This window comes from Paenibacillus sp. HWE-109, assembly GCF_022163125.1.
Taxonomy (GTDB): Bacteria; Bacillota; Bacilli; order Paenibacillales; family NBRC-103111; genus Paenibacillus_E.
The window spans coordinates 8,544,396-8,562,984 of the sequence record NZ_CP091881.1 but is presented as its reverse complement, the minus strand read 5'-3'; the positions used below and the strand labels follow the sequence as shown (position 1 = coordinate 8,562,984).

Here is an 18,589-nt window from a genome sequence, read left to right as displayed (position 1 = left end):
TTAATTGACTTTCACGACCTTCCACTGCTGATGTGAACTCCCCTCCCAAGTCAAGAGCCTGCTTACATATACGGGAGGGATAAACTCCCCTTTAAAGTTGCCACTGCTTGTTAGGACTAAACCATTGGCGCGATTAGCAATTGTATAGAATCCGTCTCCTAGATCCGTCAATTGCCACTGTTGATTCTCGCTGCCTGCCCACGTGGTTTCTTTCGTATTCGTGCCTGGTGCCGCCCCGGTACCTGCACCGTCCAGTGCCAGACCATTTGTCCGGTTAAGAATCTGGAAATAGCCCGTACCGAGATCGACGAACTTCCATTGAGAATCATTACTGCTGTTCCACACATTTTCCCTCACATTCGAACCTGAAGCCACACTCCCTCCTCCATCGAGCACCAGATCTGTCGTGCGATTCGCAAGTTTGAAGTATGCATTTGAATCTAAGGATATCTTGAGCGAAGTAATCAAATCGTTATTGCTAGTGTCTTTGAGATTGTTATTGTTGCTTGCAAAAGTCCAGGAAGTCCCGCCGTAATTGTCGTCTGCGTAGGCTGTTACCTTGTAACCTGACGGCACTAGGATAGAGGAAATGCTATTATCTTCAATTCCGGCTGCTTGCAAACTTGATTTTGTGTAGTTGCCCAAAGAGAGAGGAATTCGATTACCTTCATATTGCACATGCTTGTAAAAAGTTGGACCCGACACCTGATGCAAATCTGGAATATTTCCTGTGAACGTTAGTTTTACCACATAGGCGCTTGCAGTGAATGGCTTGCTTGCCGGCATCGTAATTTTCAAACCTTCCTGATTTTGGACTCTATTAGGCAAATTAATATAGGTACCAGCGGTATCTCCTAGCAATTGCACTTTTGAAAGCGTGTTCAAATTAATCTGATTAGAATTAAGTGTGCTTATGTTCAAATTAGCGCCATTCCCCGGCCATCTCAGAACGATGGCATATAACGTGTTGTTGTTTTTGTTTCGAGTGAAACGAATATCCGTTTCCGTCCCAACAACGGGCTTTGAATGAAGCGCTCCGCCAAGCTGCGTTGGACCTTCGCCATACTCCGTCCATGCGCGCGTCGAGTAAATGCTTTCTCCAAACCGTTTCAACCAATCCCCCATCCCAAGCAAAATATTTTTTTGCTCCTGTGGAATTGTTCCGTCTGCCATCGGTGCAATATTAAGCAGCAAGTTGCCATTTTTACTTACACGATCGATGAGAGAGTGAAGCAAAGCAGGTGCCGAATAGTAGCTCATGCCAGGCGTATAACTCCAACCGCCGACGCTATCGTCTGTTAACCAGTAATTAGAAGTTAAATCTGCCGGCCCGCCTCTTTCATAGTCGACAACTTCACCTTTCAAGTTGAATCCGCCGCTCGTTTTATAGGTTGCGACAACTTCTTTGCCCCAGTCAATTGCTTTGTTATAGTAGTACGATAGGAACTTGAGACGCTGCGCTTCATCAATCTTCGTCAAGGCAAAATCCTGCCAAAGAATATCAGGCTGATAAGTATCGATAACTTCTTTCAGTTTATCGTACCACAGTTGATCCTCCTGCAATTTCGGCAGTTGACCGTATAGTTTCATCAAACTTGGGTCGGATTGTGCGGGAGCGTATTGAAAGTAACCGTTGCTGTTATAAGCATGATGCAACGCTGTCAACAGCTTCAAATTCTTGTTGCGGATAGCGGTTGCAAAGGTTCCAAGGAGATCCAAGTGGGGTCCCTTGTCCACCGAATTCCATTCATTTACAGAACTATCCCACATCGAATAACCATCGTGATGTTCAGCAACAGGACCAGCAAACTTTGCTCCCGCGTCAACGAACAATTGCGCCCATTCGTTAGGATCAAATTGACCTCCAGCTGATTTCAACTTGGGAGCGAACTCAACCCAATTCCCATTCTTATCCTGTGCGCCATTGATAAAATTGTGATAAGGCCACGAAGATGGGGTTCCGTACAAACTAACATGATTGTTGTATTCTTTACCATTTTGTACGTACATATTACGGGGATACCATTCATTAACATAGGCAGGGACGCTGAACACGCCCCAATGATAGTAGATGCCAAACTTAGCATCTTGAAACCATTCCGGGGCGGCCCTATGCTGATCAACAGATTCCCATGTGGGCTGATAAGTGGTTGCTGCATGAGCTCCTAATGGCGCGAGTAAACTGCAGGATAATACAATTGAGGTTGATAAGGCCAATACCTTCTTAAATGGCTTCATCCATACATCTCCCTTATATTAGAATTACGTTCGCTGCGAATCAGCACACTTTGACAACTTGGCTAGATATACGATTAATAGGCTAATTTCATTAATGCTTCGTTGTAAACGGACTGGCCGGAAGTCCCGCCTGATTGAACAGGTTAGGATTCTGAGGTACTCTACTGTACGCATAACGCACATACACCGGGGATGGAACGGAAGCGGATGTTACTTCGACGGTGTTGTTTGAAAGATTGATTACCGCTGTGGCCGATGTAAAGATCCCATCCGAACCCGCAATCTCGAATTCTCGCAGCGCGCCGCTGCTCGCTTGTCCATATACGTCCTTGACCATGAGGCCGCCGCCGAGTGAGTTTGCTTCAAATTCAACGATCATTTTGTTGCCGTTTATGGTTACGTTCTTGAATAACGGGCCTGTGAACACGGCCGAGGACTGACCTAGAATCATATTCTTTGCCATTAAAGACAGCCGCTTGCCGATCATATCTTTGCCGGGCGGATGAACGTCGGTAGCTATACCTTGATCGGTATCCAATGTAACGACCATGCCGATTTTAGACGGATTCGTTACACTCTTCAACGTAAGACGTTGAGCTTCACGCACAGCCATGAAATCCGCTCTGCTATGACGTGCCAACTGCGTGTAGAAGAAGGGCAGGTCCGCTTGGCCCCATTGGTTCCGCCAATCATCGATTAACGTAGGGAAGGCTTCCTTGTACATGACTTCTCGCTCTTGCTGGTAGTCACTCTCCCCTTGATACCACAACACCCCGGCAATATTATACTTGGTTATCGGGGCTATATGGTTATTATAAATGGTTCCGTTATTTGCCTTGTAATTCGGCGTGTTGTTCTCCGGCGCGCTGCGAATCCAGCGCGTTATTTCGGTGCCACCCCAGGCAGTGGATATAAGCCCGATGGGGACATTCGGGTTTGCTTGCAGCATTTGTTCGGCAAAAAATAGGCCGACCTGAGAAAAGTTCTTGTTATTATTCTCCGATAAGGTTAACCACGAACTGCTGCTGTCTCTAAACGGCACATTGAAACGAGTTTCGCTGGCATCAATTTGAGCTAGCTGGAAGTGTTTAATCATTGGGTTTGTCGGAAGGGGAGGGATGTATGACTTAAACAGGGAATCGGCATAACTCCACTCCATGTTGGACTGCCCTGCAAGCACGAATACATCGCCCACATATACGTCGGCAATCGTCTTCCCATAGCCGCGGCTTTGAATTGTAAGCGTGTATGGCCCTCCTGCAGGCAGCGGGGGTAATGAAGTCATCCAATTTCCGTTAGCGTCAACCACTGTGTTCTTTTGTGATAGAGAAGTTCCATTTGTCAATTTAACGGTAAGTGTTGTCCCAGCAATTCCTTTTCCCCAAATCACATGGTTTTTGCCCTGTTGCAGCACCATATCAGTCGTGAAGAAATTAGGCAGTATGATCCCTGTTTCGCCATTCGGAACCAAGATGACTTGAAGTTTGGAGTGATCTCCGTCATCTACGGTAGACTGAATAAATTGGGTTGCACTCGTTGTCGATGCGCCGGGTATACGGATCTCCTTGCCGCTATTGCGGTTCAAGACCTGATAATGCCCGCCGCCTAGGTCAGCCAACTGCCATTCATCATCAGCCGTATCCCCCGCCGTGTAAGACTTCTGGATAATTTGGGCTCCATTGGACGTAGAACCGCCTTCAACGGCAAGCGTTTTACCGCTGCTTCGGTTCATAATCTTGACATATCCTCCGTCTAATTTAACTACGTTCCATAGCTGATTGGGCGAGCCTACATAAGGATATTGAATAACCCGCGCGCCATCGCTCCAACTGCTTCCCGCCACATCCATCGCCATTCCTGAATGGACGACAACAAATTTATAAGTCGGAGCAGGCACTTGTTTGATCATAAATTTCTGCGTATCGCTAGGTTCAATCTCCAATTGATTAAGCGCAGTCCCAGCTTTTTGACTCGCCCCTGGAATATTAAGCGCTTTACCGCTTTTTCGGTTAATCAGCCGATAATATCCCGCTCCTTCGTCCGTTAGCAACCACTCATCATTTGCCACACTCCCGGATGTGTACGCATTTTGAACAATGCCGGCTTGATTCGCAGATGAAGCGTCTTTAACACTTAAGGCTTTGCCGCTGTTCTTGTTGATAACTTTATAGTAATTGCCATCGAGATTCGTGATTTCCCATTTTGCTTCGTCCATGCTGGCATCCGATCCTCGAATTACCGAAGAGCCTTCCAAGGTATTGTTTGCCCCTGATACGCCTACAGCAAAGCCGCTATGTTTGGCCATAATCGTGTAGGTCTCTCCAGAGATAATGCCAGCCGTGGCTGCGCTCGCTTTTCCCTCCGTTCCGAATAGTGGTGAAACCAACGCACACAACAAGCTTGCCGCAATGCCGGCTCCCAACTGCGTGCTTTTCCTGATTTCTCCCATTAAATTACTTCCTCCATCTTTATTATGACATGCGATTGCACTCGAAATTGTAAGCCCTTACATTCACCTCCCTCGCCCAACATATTCCATCTTTTATTTCAAGTAAACATCAAAAGAGAGCGATTTCTATAAAACCATTAGCAAATTCTACATATTTAAGCATTTTTTCGAAAAATTTCGAACTTCTATCTAAAAGGCTAACATGAAAAAACCGCCAATTTGTTATCATCGGCGGTCTTCTTCATTTTATGATACATAAGAAAACTTAATCACCTTATATCCAAGCGGCTTAAGCGTGTCGCGCGGTAACGACAATAATCGTGACGGGACGTTGATTTATCTAAGTCGATCTTCGGATGTAGTAAATTCATGTGGATTCTCCTTAAACCTAGCAATGAACAGTGAGCCCGTCATACGCAACACATATCCCTTGAGGTTCAAATATACTTTCCCAATCTTCATGCAATAGAGCGGAATTATGGGTGAAGTGTGTAACGTAGATTCGACCAGCATCATGAAGGATTCGCTCCTTAACGAATATATCGTGCACGTCCAGAATTGTATCCGCGTTCATATGGTAGCTCTTCTGTTTAATTCCTGTCTTTTCATGCGTGCAGTCAAGTATCGCCATATCAACCTTCTTGCCGCTAAGCCATGCCCAAGTATCCTCTGGAAACCATCCCGTATCATAACGGAAGCTCTCGTACGAATGTTTTTTCCACCAAGCTTTCGAGCAGTGAGGCACGCCTCACAACTACAAAATACATTCGGAAAGCCTTCAGACGCAGCCGTCCCAAGAAAATGAATTTTCATTGTTTCCTTTCACCTCCTTGCCCCAACATATGCCATCTGCTTTTTCATGTAAACATCAAAAAAAAGGTGATTTCTATAAATCTATCAACAAAATCTTCACAATTAAGCACTTTTCCCGAAAATTTGAATGAATGATTTTAAAACAAAGGGGTGCCCTGAGGGCACCCTTAAACTCATGATCATTACTGCAATTTGACCAGTCTCCACTTCTGACTTGCCGCACCGTTCGCTGTCTTAATAACCACCCTATAATCTGTGCCGCTTAGAAGCGTATCTAACGGTTTGTTGCTTTGGACACCAACAATGGAGTAGGTGCCATCCGCATTAGCGTTAAATTTCCACCTTTTGTTCGGTGAGCCGTCATAAGGCCATACAATGGTATAGGAGTTATCAACCGTATAGGCTCCGGCTACATCCAACGCTTTGCCGCTTTGAATACCAAGGAGCCTGAACGTGCCATCGCCATTGTCGCTAACATTCCATTGCTCGCTTGCAGCGCCATTATCTGGTGACACAATGACTGGTGTCCCATTCGCCGTTGCATTTCCTTTCACATCCATGGCAAGGTTACCGCTCCCCGTATTAATGAGTTTATACACGCCGCCAACCATAGCAGACTGGCTAAATTGGAACCAGTTCAGATGAAAAAGAGGACCGCCAGTTCCTTTGTAAACGAGGTATACGTTCTGCACGCCCGTGACACCCGTTACTCCGCAACTAACTGTTTGCCAAACTTGCCAACCTGAAGTAGACGGAACTGTACAAGTGCCTGCCAGCGCACCTGTCGGACTCCCTAAGCGAATCTCGATGGTCCCTCCAGGTCCATTGCTCGCAACTCTGGCGTAGAATGATACGGCACCGCTTCCAAAATCAACATTGTTGTAGACCGTATAGTCGTTATTATCAATTGATGTGAGATCATAACCCGTACCTTTATCTGAGGCGCTCTCAAGCTGGACCCCTGACTGGCTGTCGTAGTTCTCTGCTTCAATTTGATTGAATGCGGATTGTGTATTTCCGCGAACAAACGTAATTCGCGAATCGGTAAACGGATTCAACAGCTGATTGCCGTACCGAATTACAGGTACCGTACCAGTCGGGGAATCGATTTGAGCGGATACAAGCTGCCCGTTTGCCCATTTGATGCTGAGCTCATACCCGCCTCTCGCTTTCACGCCTGTAATTTCGCCACTCGTCCAAGCTGAGGGCAGTGAAGGGAGAAGTTCAATTTCTCCGGTATGACTTTGCACAAAGAGTTCTGGATAATACGCGTTTTTTAATTGCCATTCGTTCACCGAACTATCTGTTGGATAAATGGTTGCTCGGGAAGCGGCTTTATTCCCATCGTTAAGCCGTGCCCACATGAACGAGTCATCCGGGTGATATCCACCCGATCCGCGCATGGTTAGCGAAACTTTAGCTGCTTGAAATAAATTAGGAGTAACTCTCTTCGTGATCTGGTCAAGAAAACCAACGCCAATTAAATGGGAGGCATGACGGTGACTTGGATCTACGTTCGCGTAATCATTATTCCACTCTTTAATTTGACCGCCAGTTCCAATTTGATAAGGAAGCAGCTTCGGCAAAGCCGTTCGAATACGATTCAACAAATCAACATCCGCAGGAGAATCTGTTTCCAATATACTCCCCGCTTCAAGGACATTTTCAAACAACTCTCGAATGACTGTCATATCGATCGTCGAACCTTGACTGACAGCAATCTTTGTTCCATCCGACAATACATACTTCGCTTCGGGCGAAGTAGAAGGCGATGTAACCAGATAGCCATCCTTATTTGCAACAAGTAAATCCAATGCAAATTCTGCGGAACCCTTCATAAGAGGGAAAGCTGTATCTTGAAGAAAGGACTTGTCCTGTGTGAACCGATAATGGTCATACACATTAAACATGAGCCACATGCCGCCCGTAGGCCAAATTGCCCATTCATTGTCCCCTGCACTAAGTTCTGATTTTGCCCAAACATCGGATGAGTGGGGTACAAACCACCCGTCAAAGCCAAAATCAGCTTGCGCGTTTTTCGCCCCGTTTACAGCCAAGTTTTTAATATACTTCCAGAGCGGATCGCCATTTTCAGCAAGATTCCCTGTCTCTATCAATGCATACATCTTCTCTACATTTTCATTAAAAAAATGCGCTCCCCACGAGCTTGGCTTCCACTTGTAATTCCACATTCCCTGCTGGTTGTGCGGACGGTCGAATGTATTTGCTCTGGAAGTGCAAATGGAAACGTAACGGGCATACTGATAGGTGATAACATTAGCTCTGGCAACGCCTGTATTCCCGTCAACTTCTGTCCATAACCTACGAAACAAGCTCCGATAATCAGTCTGGTGGGCACTTAGGAGCTGGCTATAGGTTTTGGCAAACGCCGCGTTCATAATCCCCGTTACGATTGGAGTGGGATTAATGCCGCCTTGGCTTGGATTCGGATTGGTAAACGGATCTTTGTAACTTGTCGCGTCGGCATACAGTAGTTCAATGACCGAAGCACCTGAAATGTTTAAATTCCCTCCGGTTGCTGTTACCGTTCCTCCCGTCGTTCTGGCACGAAGACGAGCATCGAACGTCATGCCTCTCCCGTTTGCCCACGTGTTTGCGTCCTCGTTGTAAGGGGCTGTTCCTGTCATCTGGATTTCATTACCCGATGAAGAAACCGTTCCGTGTGTGTTCATTTCCGCCGGCAGTGTCATCTTGGCCGTCATACTCATGGGCTGGCCGCCGTCATTGGTCATTCGAACAACCATAACGCGATCAGCGTAGCTGGCAAATACCTCACGCGTATATGTCGTGCTTCCCACTTTATACTTGGTTGTCACAGTAGCTTTATCCAGATGTAGCTCCCGATTGTAATTCGTATATCCTGCTGTGTTCGGCACATCCAGGACGATTTTGCCAATTGGCAGGAAGTTGGACATTTGCACCGATCCCCACATCCCTTTTGCTGCCGTATCAGCTTGCTTTAATTTCTCTTCGCGATAGGTGACAGATGTGGCAGTATCCGCTTGAGCAAGCAAGCTTCTTGTAGCGTCCAGAGCTACTTTACGACTTGGATCCGTATGATTAAAAGGTTCGCCGGAATGAAACGTTTTATCATTAAGTTGCAGAATTTCAGTCGCAACACCGCCTGAAACTTTCGCGCCGAAGTAACCATTCCCGACCGGCGTTCCGGTATAATCTGTCCCGCTGGCAGGCGTTGTCCAATTGATTTTCAAATCATCCCAATTGCCTGTTTTCTGGACAGGCAGTGCCGTACTTCCCACATTTGCATAAGCTTGATTAGATGTCCCTACTGAAACTAAGCTTGTTACAAGAAGAGAACTTACTAGCATGCTTATTAAACCTGCTTTTACTTTCTTCATAACATTCCTCCTTGATTTTTTGTTGGGTATCCCATTGCATATCCAACTAGCCTCCTTATATGTAAGCCCTTACATTCACCTCCCAGCCCCAACGTATAGCATTTCATATTTCATGTAAACATTAAAAACAAGTGATTTCTATAAAACCATTAGCAAATTCTACATATTTAAGCATTTTTTCGAAAAATTTCGAACTTCTATCTAAAAGGCTAACATGAAAAAACCGCCAATTTGTTATCATCGGCGGTCTTCTCTATATCCGTTATCATACACCTTGTTCTCACTTGTCGTATTCCGCAACTTGTATTCTGACGTCGTAACCCCATACTTCGTCTTAAACATTTTATAGAAATAATTTTGATTCTCCCAACCAATTAAATCCAAAATCTCAGCCACATTGGTATTTGGCCTTGTAATAAGTTCTGCTGCGATACTCAATCGATAATCCATCAACCATTCAGCAATGGCTTTACCGTGAACATTGCGAAATATTTTACCCAAGTGATACTTGGAAAGGTTCAATAATAAAGCAATACTATCCTGACATAACGATTTATCCATATAATTGGATTCTATGATTCCAATGACTTTACTTACAATCTGCTGATTTCGGTTTACCTTGGAATCCATCATACTTTCGGCGATTTGACGAATAAGCACATGGAACTCAGCGTTGATCTCTCCAATCGTTTCCATTCTACTGATCATTCGAACAAAAGTACTATATTGGATATTGAACGTTGCTAATCCATTCAATTCAATTTCTTTGATCCGCTTATAAATATTAAATGCCAAATAATATAAGTAACTAATGACAATATCGTAGGAATAATGATTCAAGTAGGCGACAATCTGTTCATAGGCTTGAATCGCTTCCTCATATTTTCCATAAACAAGAAGTTCGTCAAATGTTTTTTCCAACTGGAGCGGCGGCCGGAAGTCGTCCGTTTTCATGTGTTTTAACTTATCCGATGAGATGATCGATCCTTGTCCGAAAATGAACCTGTACTTGCTAAACTGAACGGCTTCTTGATAAGAAATAGATATATCCTGAAGTTGTTTAACCGAATACCCGATTACGCCTGTCATCGAAAGTTTTAGATTGCTTTGGACCCAGTTTTGAAGTTCCGCAATGATAAGACTAATATCTCGAAGCTGTTTCTCATAGGATTCTTCAGAAGCTTCCAGAATGAAGACAACTTCATCTCCCAAATCAACCGCACAATTATTCGTGGAACGCGACGCTATTTCTTCCGCTGCATTCCCGATCGCATAACGGAAGAGTTGTTGATCTGCAGCGCTGTAAGTTCTTATAAATTGCTCATAACGGTCAATCATAAAAATAACGGCAAAATGGCGCTTATCAGCCAGCAGGCCGATGTTAAACTGATCAAAACGGGATTGTAGGTCAGCAGGGTTATCATCCAAAGAATTGCCGACCAGTCTTCGCATAAATTCCTTTTTTTGAGAAAAAAACGCGATCTTATTGTCACTCATTAATAATTCGTTCTGCTGAATGGTTTTTGAAATGATATCGCTTAAGTAGCCAATATCATCCTCATTTCCAACCAAAGACGGAGAACGGTGCAACTCCGAAACTTTACCCACCAACCCGCGAATAGGAGAATACAAACGTTTGGATACATAAAATACAATGAATATCCCTGGAATCAAAATCACTAAACAAAAGGCTAACGTAATCCAACCAAGCCGCTCCATATCATGAAAAATAATCGAATAAGGAACAATATGAATGAATTTCCAATTCAAAGCATCAGATGTTACATAAGTGATCAAATGTTTCTTTCCTTGAATTGTTGTTGTAAAAAAAGCTTCCTTACCTTTGCCGCTCTCTTGGATGGGTTTGAGAACAGCCGCTTTCTCCTCCGCCGATAATTGCTCCATGTTGCCTAGAATCAGTTGTTCGTTCTCTTCTAGTATCCATGTACTTCCTTGATTTTTTCCGTTAGAGGAGAGAGATTGAATTAAATCTTTCAAATAATCCACTTTCACGTTAACAATAATGGCGCCTTTTACGCGATCTGCTGTATCCTCATATTCATAGAAAATATAAGTCAAGACACTCATCTTCTGATTGCTGTCAATATCTTTTCCATCAGCCGAAACAAAGACAGGGATTTTTCTCAATACAGGGTAAAACTTCCCTCTTGTTACCTGCTTCTTCTGATCAATGATAGAAACTAAGCCTTGATCAAAAAAAGAATCCTTGGTATTACTGGATTGAAGCCAAGTCGAATACAATTGGTTGCTCGTTCCATTAAAAACATAGACGGAATGAACGAATTGATTCGCGTTTTTCAACTTGGAAACATCCTCCAATGCCTCTTGAATATCTTCATAATCATTATTTGCATTGTACATAACCGACTGTACCCGATTATTGGTCAATAAAGAAATGGCAAATGTCTTCGAAGCTTCATTCAAATATGTTGCACTGTAGCTGATTTGCGACAGTGCCTTCGAATTAGCGTCAGAAACGAAGTTCACGCCAATTTTTTGGAAATTAGTGTATAAGATATAGGAAAGCGCCAGTAAGATACAGATAAATATAAGGGTGAATGAAGTAAACATACGAATAAACATAGACCGAGGCAGTTTTATCTGGCTCACGAGCGATAACCCCCCAACATATCCCTTGTACGTCCATCATATAGCAAATTAATTAAGTTGAAAAGAATATTCCACTTTATGGAAAAGTAACCGCTCAATAGCTTGTATAAGCTATGAGCGGTCATTTAACTCTTACTTTTTATTTACCTTGCGCCATTCGTCCAGTTGTTTTTGAGCTTCCGCAGTAACTTTATCCAATCCTGCTTTCTTCAGTTTATCGTTAATTTCAGTCATGGTTTTCTCCGGATCGGCAGATCCAAAATTCAGTAGCGAATTCGTTACGCTGTTGTACTGTTTAATAATCGCATCGATTTGGGCCATCTCCGTTTTAATGGGATCACGATTCAAAACAAAGCCGATTAATGGGGAAACAATCGCTTCTTTGTTCACTTTATTCGTTTGCTCCCACACATCTCTAGGCTGTCCTGGACGAAGGAACATATTAAACTGACTCCCCAGTTCCCAGTCCGTCCCCGGATTATATCCGCCATTTGGCAAGGATTCAATCGTTCTGTCATCCACTTTCTTGTAATGCTTGCCTTCCATGCCTACACATAATAACTGATATAATTCTTTATCAGCGAACAATAGATCTAGATACATCATCGCGCGTTCAGGATTTTTGGAGTTTTGGTTAATCGCTGACAGAGATGAAATTAAACTCGTATTGGAAACGTAAGACGGACTTAGTTGAACATCGGTTACATCAAATCCTGCCCATCCTTTTGTATCGCCTTCATTGCCAGGCTTCACCGCTCCCGCTAGGAACATCCCATATTTCCCCGTTTTTTGTTCCGCTTTATAATCTTTAATCGTAGCTGCGTCTTTGCGAATATATCCTTTGTTGTACCATTCTCGATTCATTTTGGCCAGTTCTATCGTTTCCGGAAGTTCATACAAGTTCTTAATTTTAAAATCATTATTTTTCACATTAATTACTAGCGGATTGGTCGTATCGCCCGTAACGGTGTCATACATGAGTCCGGTATCCATTCTTGAAAGAAACTCTGTGGAAACCGATGCACCGCTCGACGTAGGCACAATGCCAGGCTCATTTTGCTTCACATTTTCCAGAAATGGTTCCAAATCACGCAATGATTTGATCTTTGTTTTATCCAGCTTGTACTTATCGGCTAAATCCTTTTTAATTGAAAACCCTTTCATTGTCGCCATAATCTGATAACTTGTTATGCCATATAGTTTGCCATTCACACGTGCCCCATCAAAAAATTGCGCTGGAATTGTTTCCTTGATATGCGTACCATATTTATTAAGAAGATCGTCTAACGGCAGGAAAGCGCCCTTCGCAACATTGTTATAAAAATTATTTGTCCATGAAGCCGTATACGTTAAATCCCAATCCTCGCCTGCAGAAATAATCACCTTCATCTTGTCGTCGAAGTTGCCCCAATCAATGGTGTTCAATGTGATTGTCGTATTGATTTTTTCTTTGGTAATCTTGTTCATGGCATCGACAACAGCTTTTTCATCCGGTTGCGGTGTGCCGACTCTGTAGATGGTTAGATTCACAGGAGCCAGCTTAGCAGGACTAGACGCCTCTGCCCCGCTTTTCGAACTCTCAGCTGGCGAAACCGCAGCGGTTGGCCCCTCCGTTGTTCCGTTGCTACATCCGCTAATTAAGGATACTGCACATACGATTGAGAATACGCTTCCAAACGCTTTTTTCATGTTTTTCATTTGTTTATCCTCCCCTAACTAATAAAGTCCACTTTTATTTGAAACCTTACGGTGTCAAACCAACGTTAAGCATCTAGCCTTTAATGGATCCGACTGTAATTCCTTTGACAAAAAATCGTTGAAAAAAAGGAAAAATGAATAACATGGGACCTGCAGCAACGACCGCCAGCGCAAAACGAGCCGATTGACTTGGCAAAACAATATTTGAAGTATTCGCTACGGACAGCGCGCTGTTTAAAAAATCAATGTTAGACATGATTCGATAAAGCAGAAGTTGCAGACTGACATACTTGCCAGTGTCAATAAACAATAAACTTAGCCAATAATCGTTCCAATAGATCAGTACGGAGAACAAGGCTATTGTTGCTAATCCGGATTTGCTAATAGGTATAATAATGGAGAAAAATACGCGATATTCGCTTGCGCCATCCATTTTCGCCGATTCAATTAATGCGAATGGGATCGTCGACATAAATCCTTTCATTAACAAGACTAGAAAAGGGGTTACGACATAGGGCAATATTAATGCGAACGGCGTATCCTTCAAATGCAAAATCCGCGATATGAGAATATACCATGGCACCAAACCGCCGCTGAACAAGAGCGTAAAAAAGATGAAAAATGAAATTTTATTCGCTAAAAAGAAATCTTTTCTACCGATCACATAAGCAACCATGGCTGTGATCATGATGCTCAGCAAAGTGCCAGTTACGGTTACAAAGATCGTAACCACATAGGAATTAATAATTTGTTTAGGATTTTCAAAAATGAATCGATACGCTTCCAAGGTGATCTCGCTTGGAAATAAGGAATATCCTTTGGTAAGTATCGTATTTTCACTCGTAAATGAAGCAGCGAGAACAAGTACAATTGGAATGATGCAGGCAATCGACGATAACAACAAGACAATGTGGATCAGGAAGAGACCCATGCGCGATTTGATTATCATTGAAAAGAACCTCCTTAGAACAGGGCGTTTTCTTTACTAACCCTTCGAATGACGAAATTTGTAAGCAAAATTATAATGAGACCAACAAAAGATTGATAAAAACCGGCGGCCGATGCCATGCCAATATCCCCGTTGACTCTCAAAGCTCTAAACACAAACGTATCAATGATATCTGTCGTTGGATAAAGGAGCGTTGAGTTCATCGTAACGTTATAAAACAGGTCGAAATTCCCAAAGAAAATACGGCTTACTTGAAGCAGCACGAGCAGAATCATTAAAGGCTTCAGCAAAGGGAGGGTAATTGACCATATCTGCTGCCAAATGTTTGCGCCATCCATTTCTGCCGCTTCAAAATACTCAGAATCAATGGATATAATAGCCGTGTAATAGATAATGGCGTAATAACCCGCATTTTTCCATAAATTAACCAATATTAAAATGTAAGGCCAATATTGGGATTCGTTATACCAAAGAACAGGCTCCTTACCGAACCAGGATAATATCGTGTTTAGAAACCCGTGACTCATATCCAGAAAAGCAAGGCATACATAACTCACGATCACGAATGAGATAAAATAAGGGAAAAATAACGCCGTTTGATGGAACTTGATAAACTTTTTCGATACTTGATTCAAGAGGAGTGCAAGAATAACGGATACTATTAATGTTGATATTATGAAAGCCACGTTGTAGAGCAGCGTGTTTCGAGTAATGACCCAAGCATCGCTGGAAGTAAAGATGAATTTAAAATTTTCAAAACCGTTCCATGGACTATGGAGGATACCGTCCCTGTAATTGTAATTTTTAAAGGCGACTATCAGTCCGTATAAGGGAATGTAGTTGAAAACAAGAACAAAGATGCAAGCAGGCAAAGCTAAAACTAGCAACTGATGAGTCTGCCTGAGCTTCTTCCAAACTGCAGGAAGTTTATGCGCCGTAGGGCCTCCTCTGGCTTTTAAAGTTGCAGGTACTCTCTCCATGTAAAACACTCCTCGTTTCGTATTTACCCTCGCTGGCCTGCTGCACTCGCAGGTTGTTTTTTGGTGTGACTTTATCATAGCTTCTGTACCTGTCATTTCTAAACATCAAGTATGTTGTTTTTCTATATTTCGGTGTGTAAAAACGAGCGATTTCTATAGAATCCAGGGGATCGAACCGTTTATGCAAGCCTTTTCCAATAGTATTTAGGATTGAAGATTTTTCCAATGATCATTTTTGGGGTTCATAACAAAAAACACGGCGTTTCCCCCCACATTTCGGGAGTAAACGCCATATTTTTTCGGTCATTATTTCAGCTTCATATAATCTGGCATAAGCTTATAACCGGTACTGATTAGATTTTTCCCAGCTACTGTGAATCTAAAAATCTTATTTCCAGCAGTAGCAAATGTGATCTGCCCCATGTCATACTCCTGATAACTTGGTACTAGATTGTATACGTCTACAGGCACGCCCAAATTTACTCCATCAATTGACAACTGGAAAGTACCACTCCCACTGTCTCTCTTGAGTCTTACCTTGACATTATAGGTTCCAGGCTGGCTCGCATAAACAGCATAGGTGACAGAATTACCAACTGCCGTTGCATTCAGGTTATTACATTTTCCATTGCTGCAATTCACATCTGCAATATCCGATTCAGTAGCACCTGATGCTACTGTCACAAGATCTTCAAGCTCAAAGACGGAATCGACTTTTTCAAATTTCACAGCATCGGCAACAACATATTGTCCATTTGCTTGATTAGTTAACTCAACATATCCTGTTTGCCCGGCTTCGAAATAATGAGTACCCAGCAAAACCCAGCTTCCGCCAGTAGGTCTCTGATCTATATAATAGGTCTGCAAGCCTCCGCTATAGGATACTTTAAATGGTGCATTAGTAGCCCGAAATTCATTTCCATTTGGCAACCAAATATACACCTTATAGTTTCCTGCCACACTCAGCTTAGGCTTCCATTTCATCTTATCTGCACCTGAACCGCCACTTGGTGAGGTTACATAATCTGCTCCATAGAAGTTAGGATAGTAGGTTGAACTCGCCCATGCGCCTGTAGCTTCGGCCTGGGTATTATCAACGATGATCTCTTTAGGCTGCTCTGGCGAATAAACGACTCCAAAGTCATCTATATAAGCATAATTACTGCCACTCGTCTTGTATCCATATATCGTAGCCGTTGTATTTTGAGGACCTGTCGTAAATCTTACATCCACTCTCTTCCATGTAGAACCGGTAGATGAACTATACACGTCATTTCCGCCATAGTCCTTTACCCCTATTCTGACTTCTGAGGAATCAGTTACCTTCGCCCATCCGCTCAGGTCATAGGTTGTGTTTGGCGTTAGCCCTTTAATGATCTGCTCTACGCCATCCTGTACGGTTTCAAGTTTTAATCCGTAGAACCCGGTCCTTGCATTGGCATTTGATGTTTGATGCGAATAGGAATATTCTGCAGCAGCAGTCTTTGCATATGTTCTTGTCCATGGAATAAGATTAGTAACCTCAAAACCCGAATTATACGTACGATTTCTGTGCAAGGGGTAAATCTTTGAAAATGTTGGGTTTGGAGGGTTTGTAAAATCATGACCGGCCTTCCAGCTAGGGGCGCCATATTCAAAAGCTCCTATATCCGGCTTACTGCCAACATATCCATTAGTAATCCCATCAATAACTTCGCCGGCATCAATATTCGGTGAATTCGCCGCAAGGTGAAAATCATTAGCTCCTGCAAAGCCTGCGTTGCTCCCTGTATAATTGGTATGCGATGTCTCGGCGTACGAGGAACTGTCATTTAAAATATTATTTACTGACCATGTACCGTACATGTCATTTACAAAGATAGTTGAAGAGCCCCCGCCAATTTCGCTGCCTTTGGGGAATGTATTATTGTATAGAAGATTAAAATTGGTAGGACCATTGATATTAGTCCCTATTCCCGTTGGACTATCGATTCCATAGACTAAATTATGATGTACGATAAAATTGGAAGAACCGTTATCCAGATAAATACCATTAGGCTTTGTATGAGAAAAGTTATCATGTAAAATATTGTATCGAATTTCGGTATTCTGACCATCTGTTGCTACCGCATAGATAATTCCAAGGTCTGTGGAAAGCAAGCCGGCATTATATAGATGATTGTGCTCGATGATACTCTTCGAAATCCCGTTCTTTAAAAGGATGATACCCCTTGAACTGTTAAATGCTGTATTGTAGCTTACGAGATGGCTGTCGCCAAATACCCTGATTGGCGCAGTGTCATTGATCCCATAATTACAGTCATGAATAAGATTATTAACTAGCCTGTTATTGTTGCCAAAAATAGTTACACCATTGGAATGACTCCATGCAATGGTACTATTCTTTATCTCATTGTAACTTCCGCCGAGGACAAAGCCAGAATCATCCCTATGTGAAGCCCAACCGTTTGTATTGGAATCATAATGATCTACATAGGTTGCATTTATACCGTCAAAAACATTACCGGTTCCGCCTTCTGTTGTTGCTGCTGTGCCGAAAAAGTTCAAACCCTGCACCGTAATATATGACTTATTTGTTAAGTTAAAACCCCAAATACGTTTTTTAACGGATACAGTATCGCTTAAGGGATTCCCTCCAGGAAACCACATATAAAGTGTTGTCGTGCCGCTATCATAAAACCATTCATTTTGAGTATCCAGCAATTCCAGCTTATTCGTAAGATAATAAGGTTGGCCTTTCTTGGTATAACCGTAACTACTACTTGCATAAAGTTTCCCACCTGTATAGCTTGTAATAATCTTAGAATTTGAAATAAAATTATCAGTCGGCATATAAGTAATAGTTGCACCTGTGTAATACCCATCAGTCGGTATTAAATCCGCATCCTTTACATAATTTGAGCCGACTTCATCAAATGCAGCCCAAGTCGGGTTCCAAAGATCTGAACTTGTATTCGGCCACCTTGCAAGCTGAGCCATATTTCCACCTATGAATACTTGATTCCTGTCTCCTAAATCCATCGTAATCTGCTTCTTGTAAATGGAACCCGAATGTTGTATCCATGATGCCGAGTCAACCCTATCAGTACCTGAAATAGTTACGCTTTCTCCTGGGTATGGCTTGAATATTATCCTATTTTCCGACGTTCCTGAATTAGCAGGAATGACTTCCTCCGGATAGGTGCCTCCCCGGATTATACAAGTATCACCCGGCTGCATCAGACTTGCTGCTTTTTGTATGGTTTTAAAAGGTCCTGTCGTACCCGATACGAAAGTGGGAGAAGTGCCATTCCAGCTATCATTTCCATTAGTAGCCACATAATAATTCGTACCTGCTGCCTTTGCTTCCGGAGTGATAAAACCCCAGTTTGTAAGCGCAACCAAAAATATAAAAACGAACAAGCTGCTCAATTTACATATTCCCTTGATATTGCTCATTATTTCCCCTTCT

The 18,589-nt window shown here is 42.9% G+C and carries 8 protein-coding genes; all 8 read right to left on the bottom strand.

Annotated features, from left to right (window positions below; all coding sequences use genetic code 11):
• Positions 1-2,238, bottom strand: coding sequence for an alpha-L-fucosidase (locus LOZ80_RS36945; RefSeq protein WP_238169147.1), 2,238 nt, complete (start codon positions 2,236-2,238; stop codon positions 1-3).
• 91 nt (positions 2,239-2,329) lie between these two features.
• Positions 2,330-4,687 carry an RICIN domain-containing protein gene (locus tag LOZ80_RS36940; protein ID WP_238169146.1) on the bottom strand — a complete coding sequence of 786 codons (2,358 nt, stop codon included), beginning with the start codon at positions 4,685-4,687 and terminating at the stop codon, positions 2,330-2,332.
• 995 nt (positions 4,688-5,682) lie between these two features.
• Positions 5,683-8,880 carry a glycosyl hydrolase family 95 catalytic domain-containing protein gene (locus tag LOZ80_RS36935; RefSeq protein ID WP_238169145.1) on the bottom strand — a complete coding sequence of 1,066 codons (3,198 nt, stop codon included), beginning with the start codon at positions 8,878-8,880 and terminating at the stop codon, positions 5,683-5,685.
• Positions 8,881-9,117: 237 nt separating this feature from the next.
• Positions 9,118-11,511 (bottom strand): helix-turn-helix domain-containing protein, encoded by a 2,394-nt coding sequence (locus LOZ80_RS36930; protein WP_238169144.1) that lies wholly within the window; start codon positions 11,509-11,511, stop codon positions 9,118-9,120.
• A gap of 132 nt (positions 11,512-11,643) precedes the next feature.
• Positions 11,644-13,209 carry an ABC transporter substrate-binding protein gene (locus LOZ80_RS36925; RefSeq protein WP_238169143.1) on the bottom strand — a complete coding sequence of 522 codons (1,566 nt, stop codon included), beginning with the start codon at positions 13,207-13,209 and terminating at the stop codon, positions 11,644-11,646.
• Positions 13,210-13,282: 73 nt separating this feature from the next.
• Positions 13,283-14,158 (bottom strand): carbohydrate ABC transporter permease, encoded by an 876-nt coding sequence (locus LOZ80_RS36920; protein ID WP_238169142.1) that lies wholly within the window; start codon positions 14,156-14,158, stop codon positions 13,283-13,285.
• Between the two features lie 14 nt (positions 14,159-14,172).
• Positions 14,173-15,138, bottom strand: a complete 966-nt coding sequence (locus tag LOZ80_RS36915; RefSeq protein WP_238169141.1) for an ABC transporter permease — start codon at positions 15,136-15,138, stop codon at positions 14,173-14,175.
• Positions 15,139-15,444: 306 nt separating this feature from the next.
• Positions 15,445-18,576, bottom strand: coding sequence for a golvesin C-terminal-like domain-containing protein (locus LOZ80_RS36910; protein ID WP_238169140.1), 3,132 nt, complete (start codon positions 18,574-18,576; stop codon positions 15,445-15,447).
• Positions 18,577-18,589: the final 13 nt, after the last annotated feature.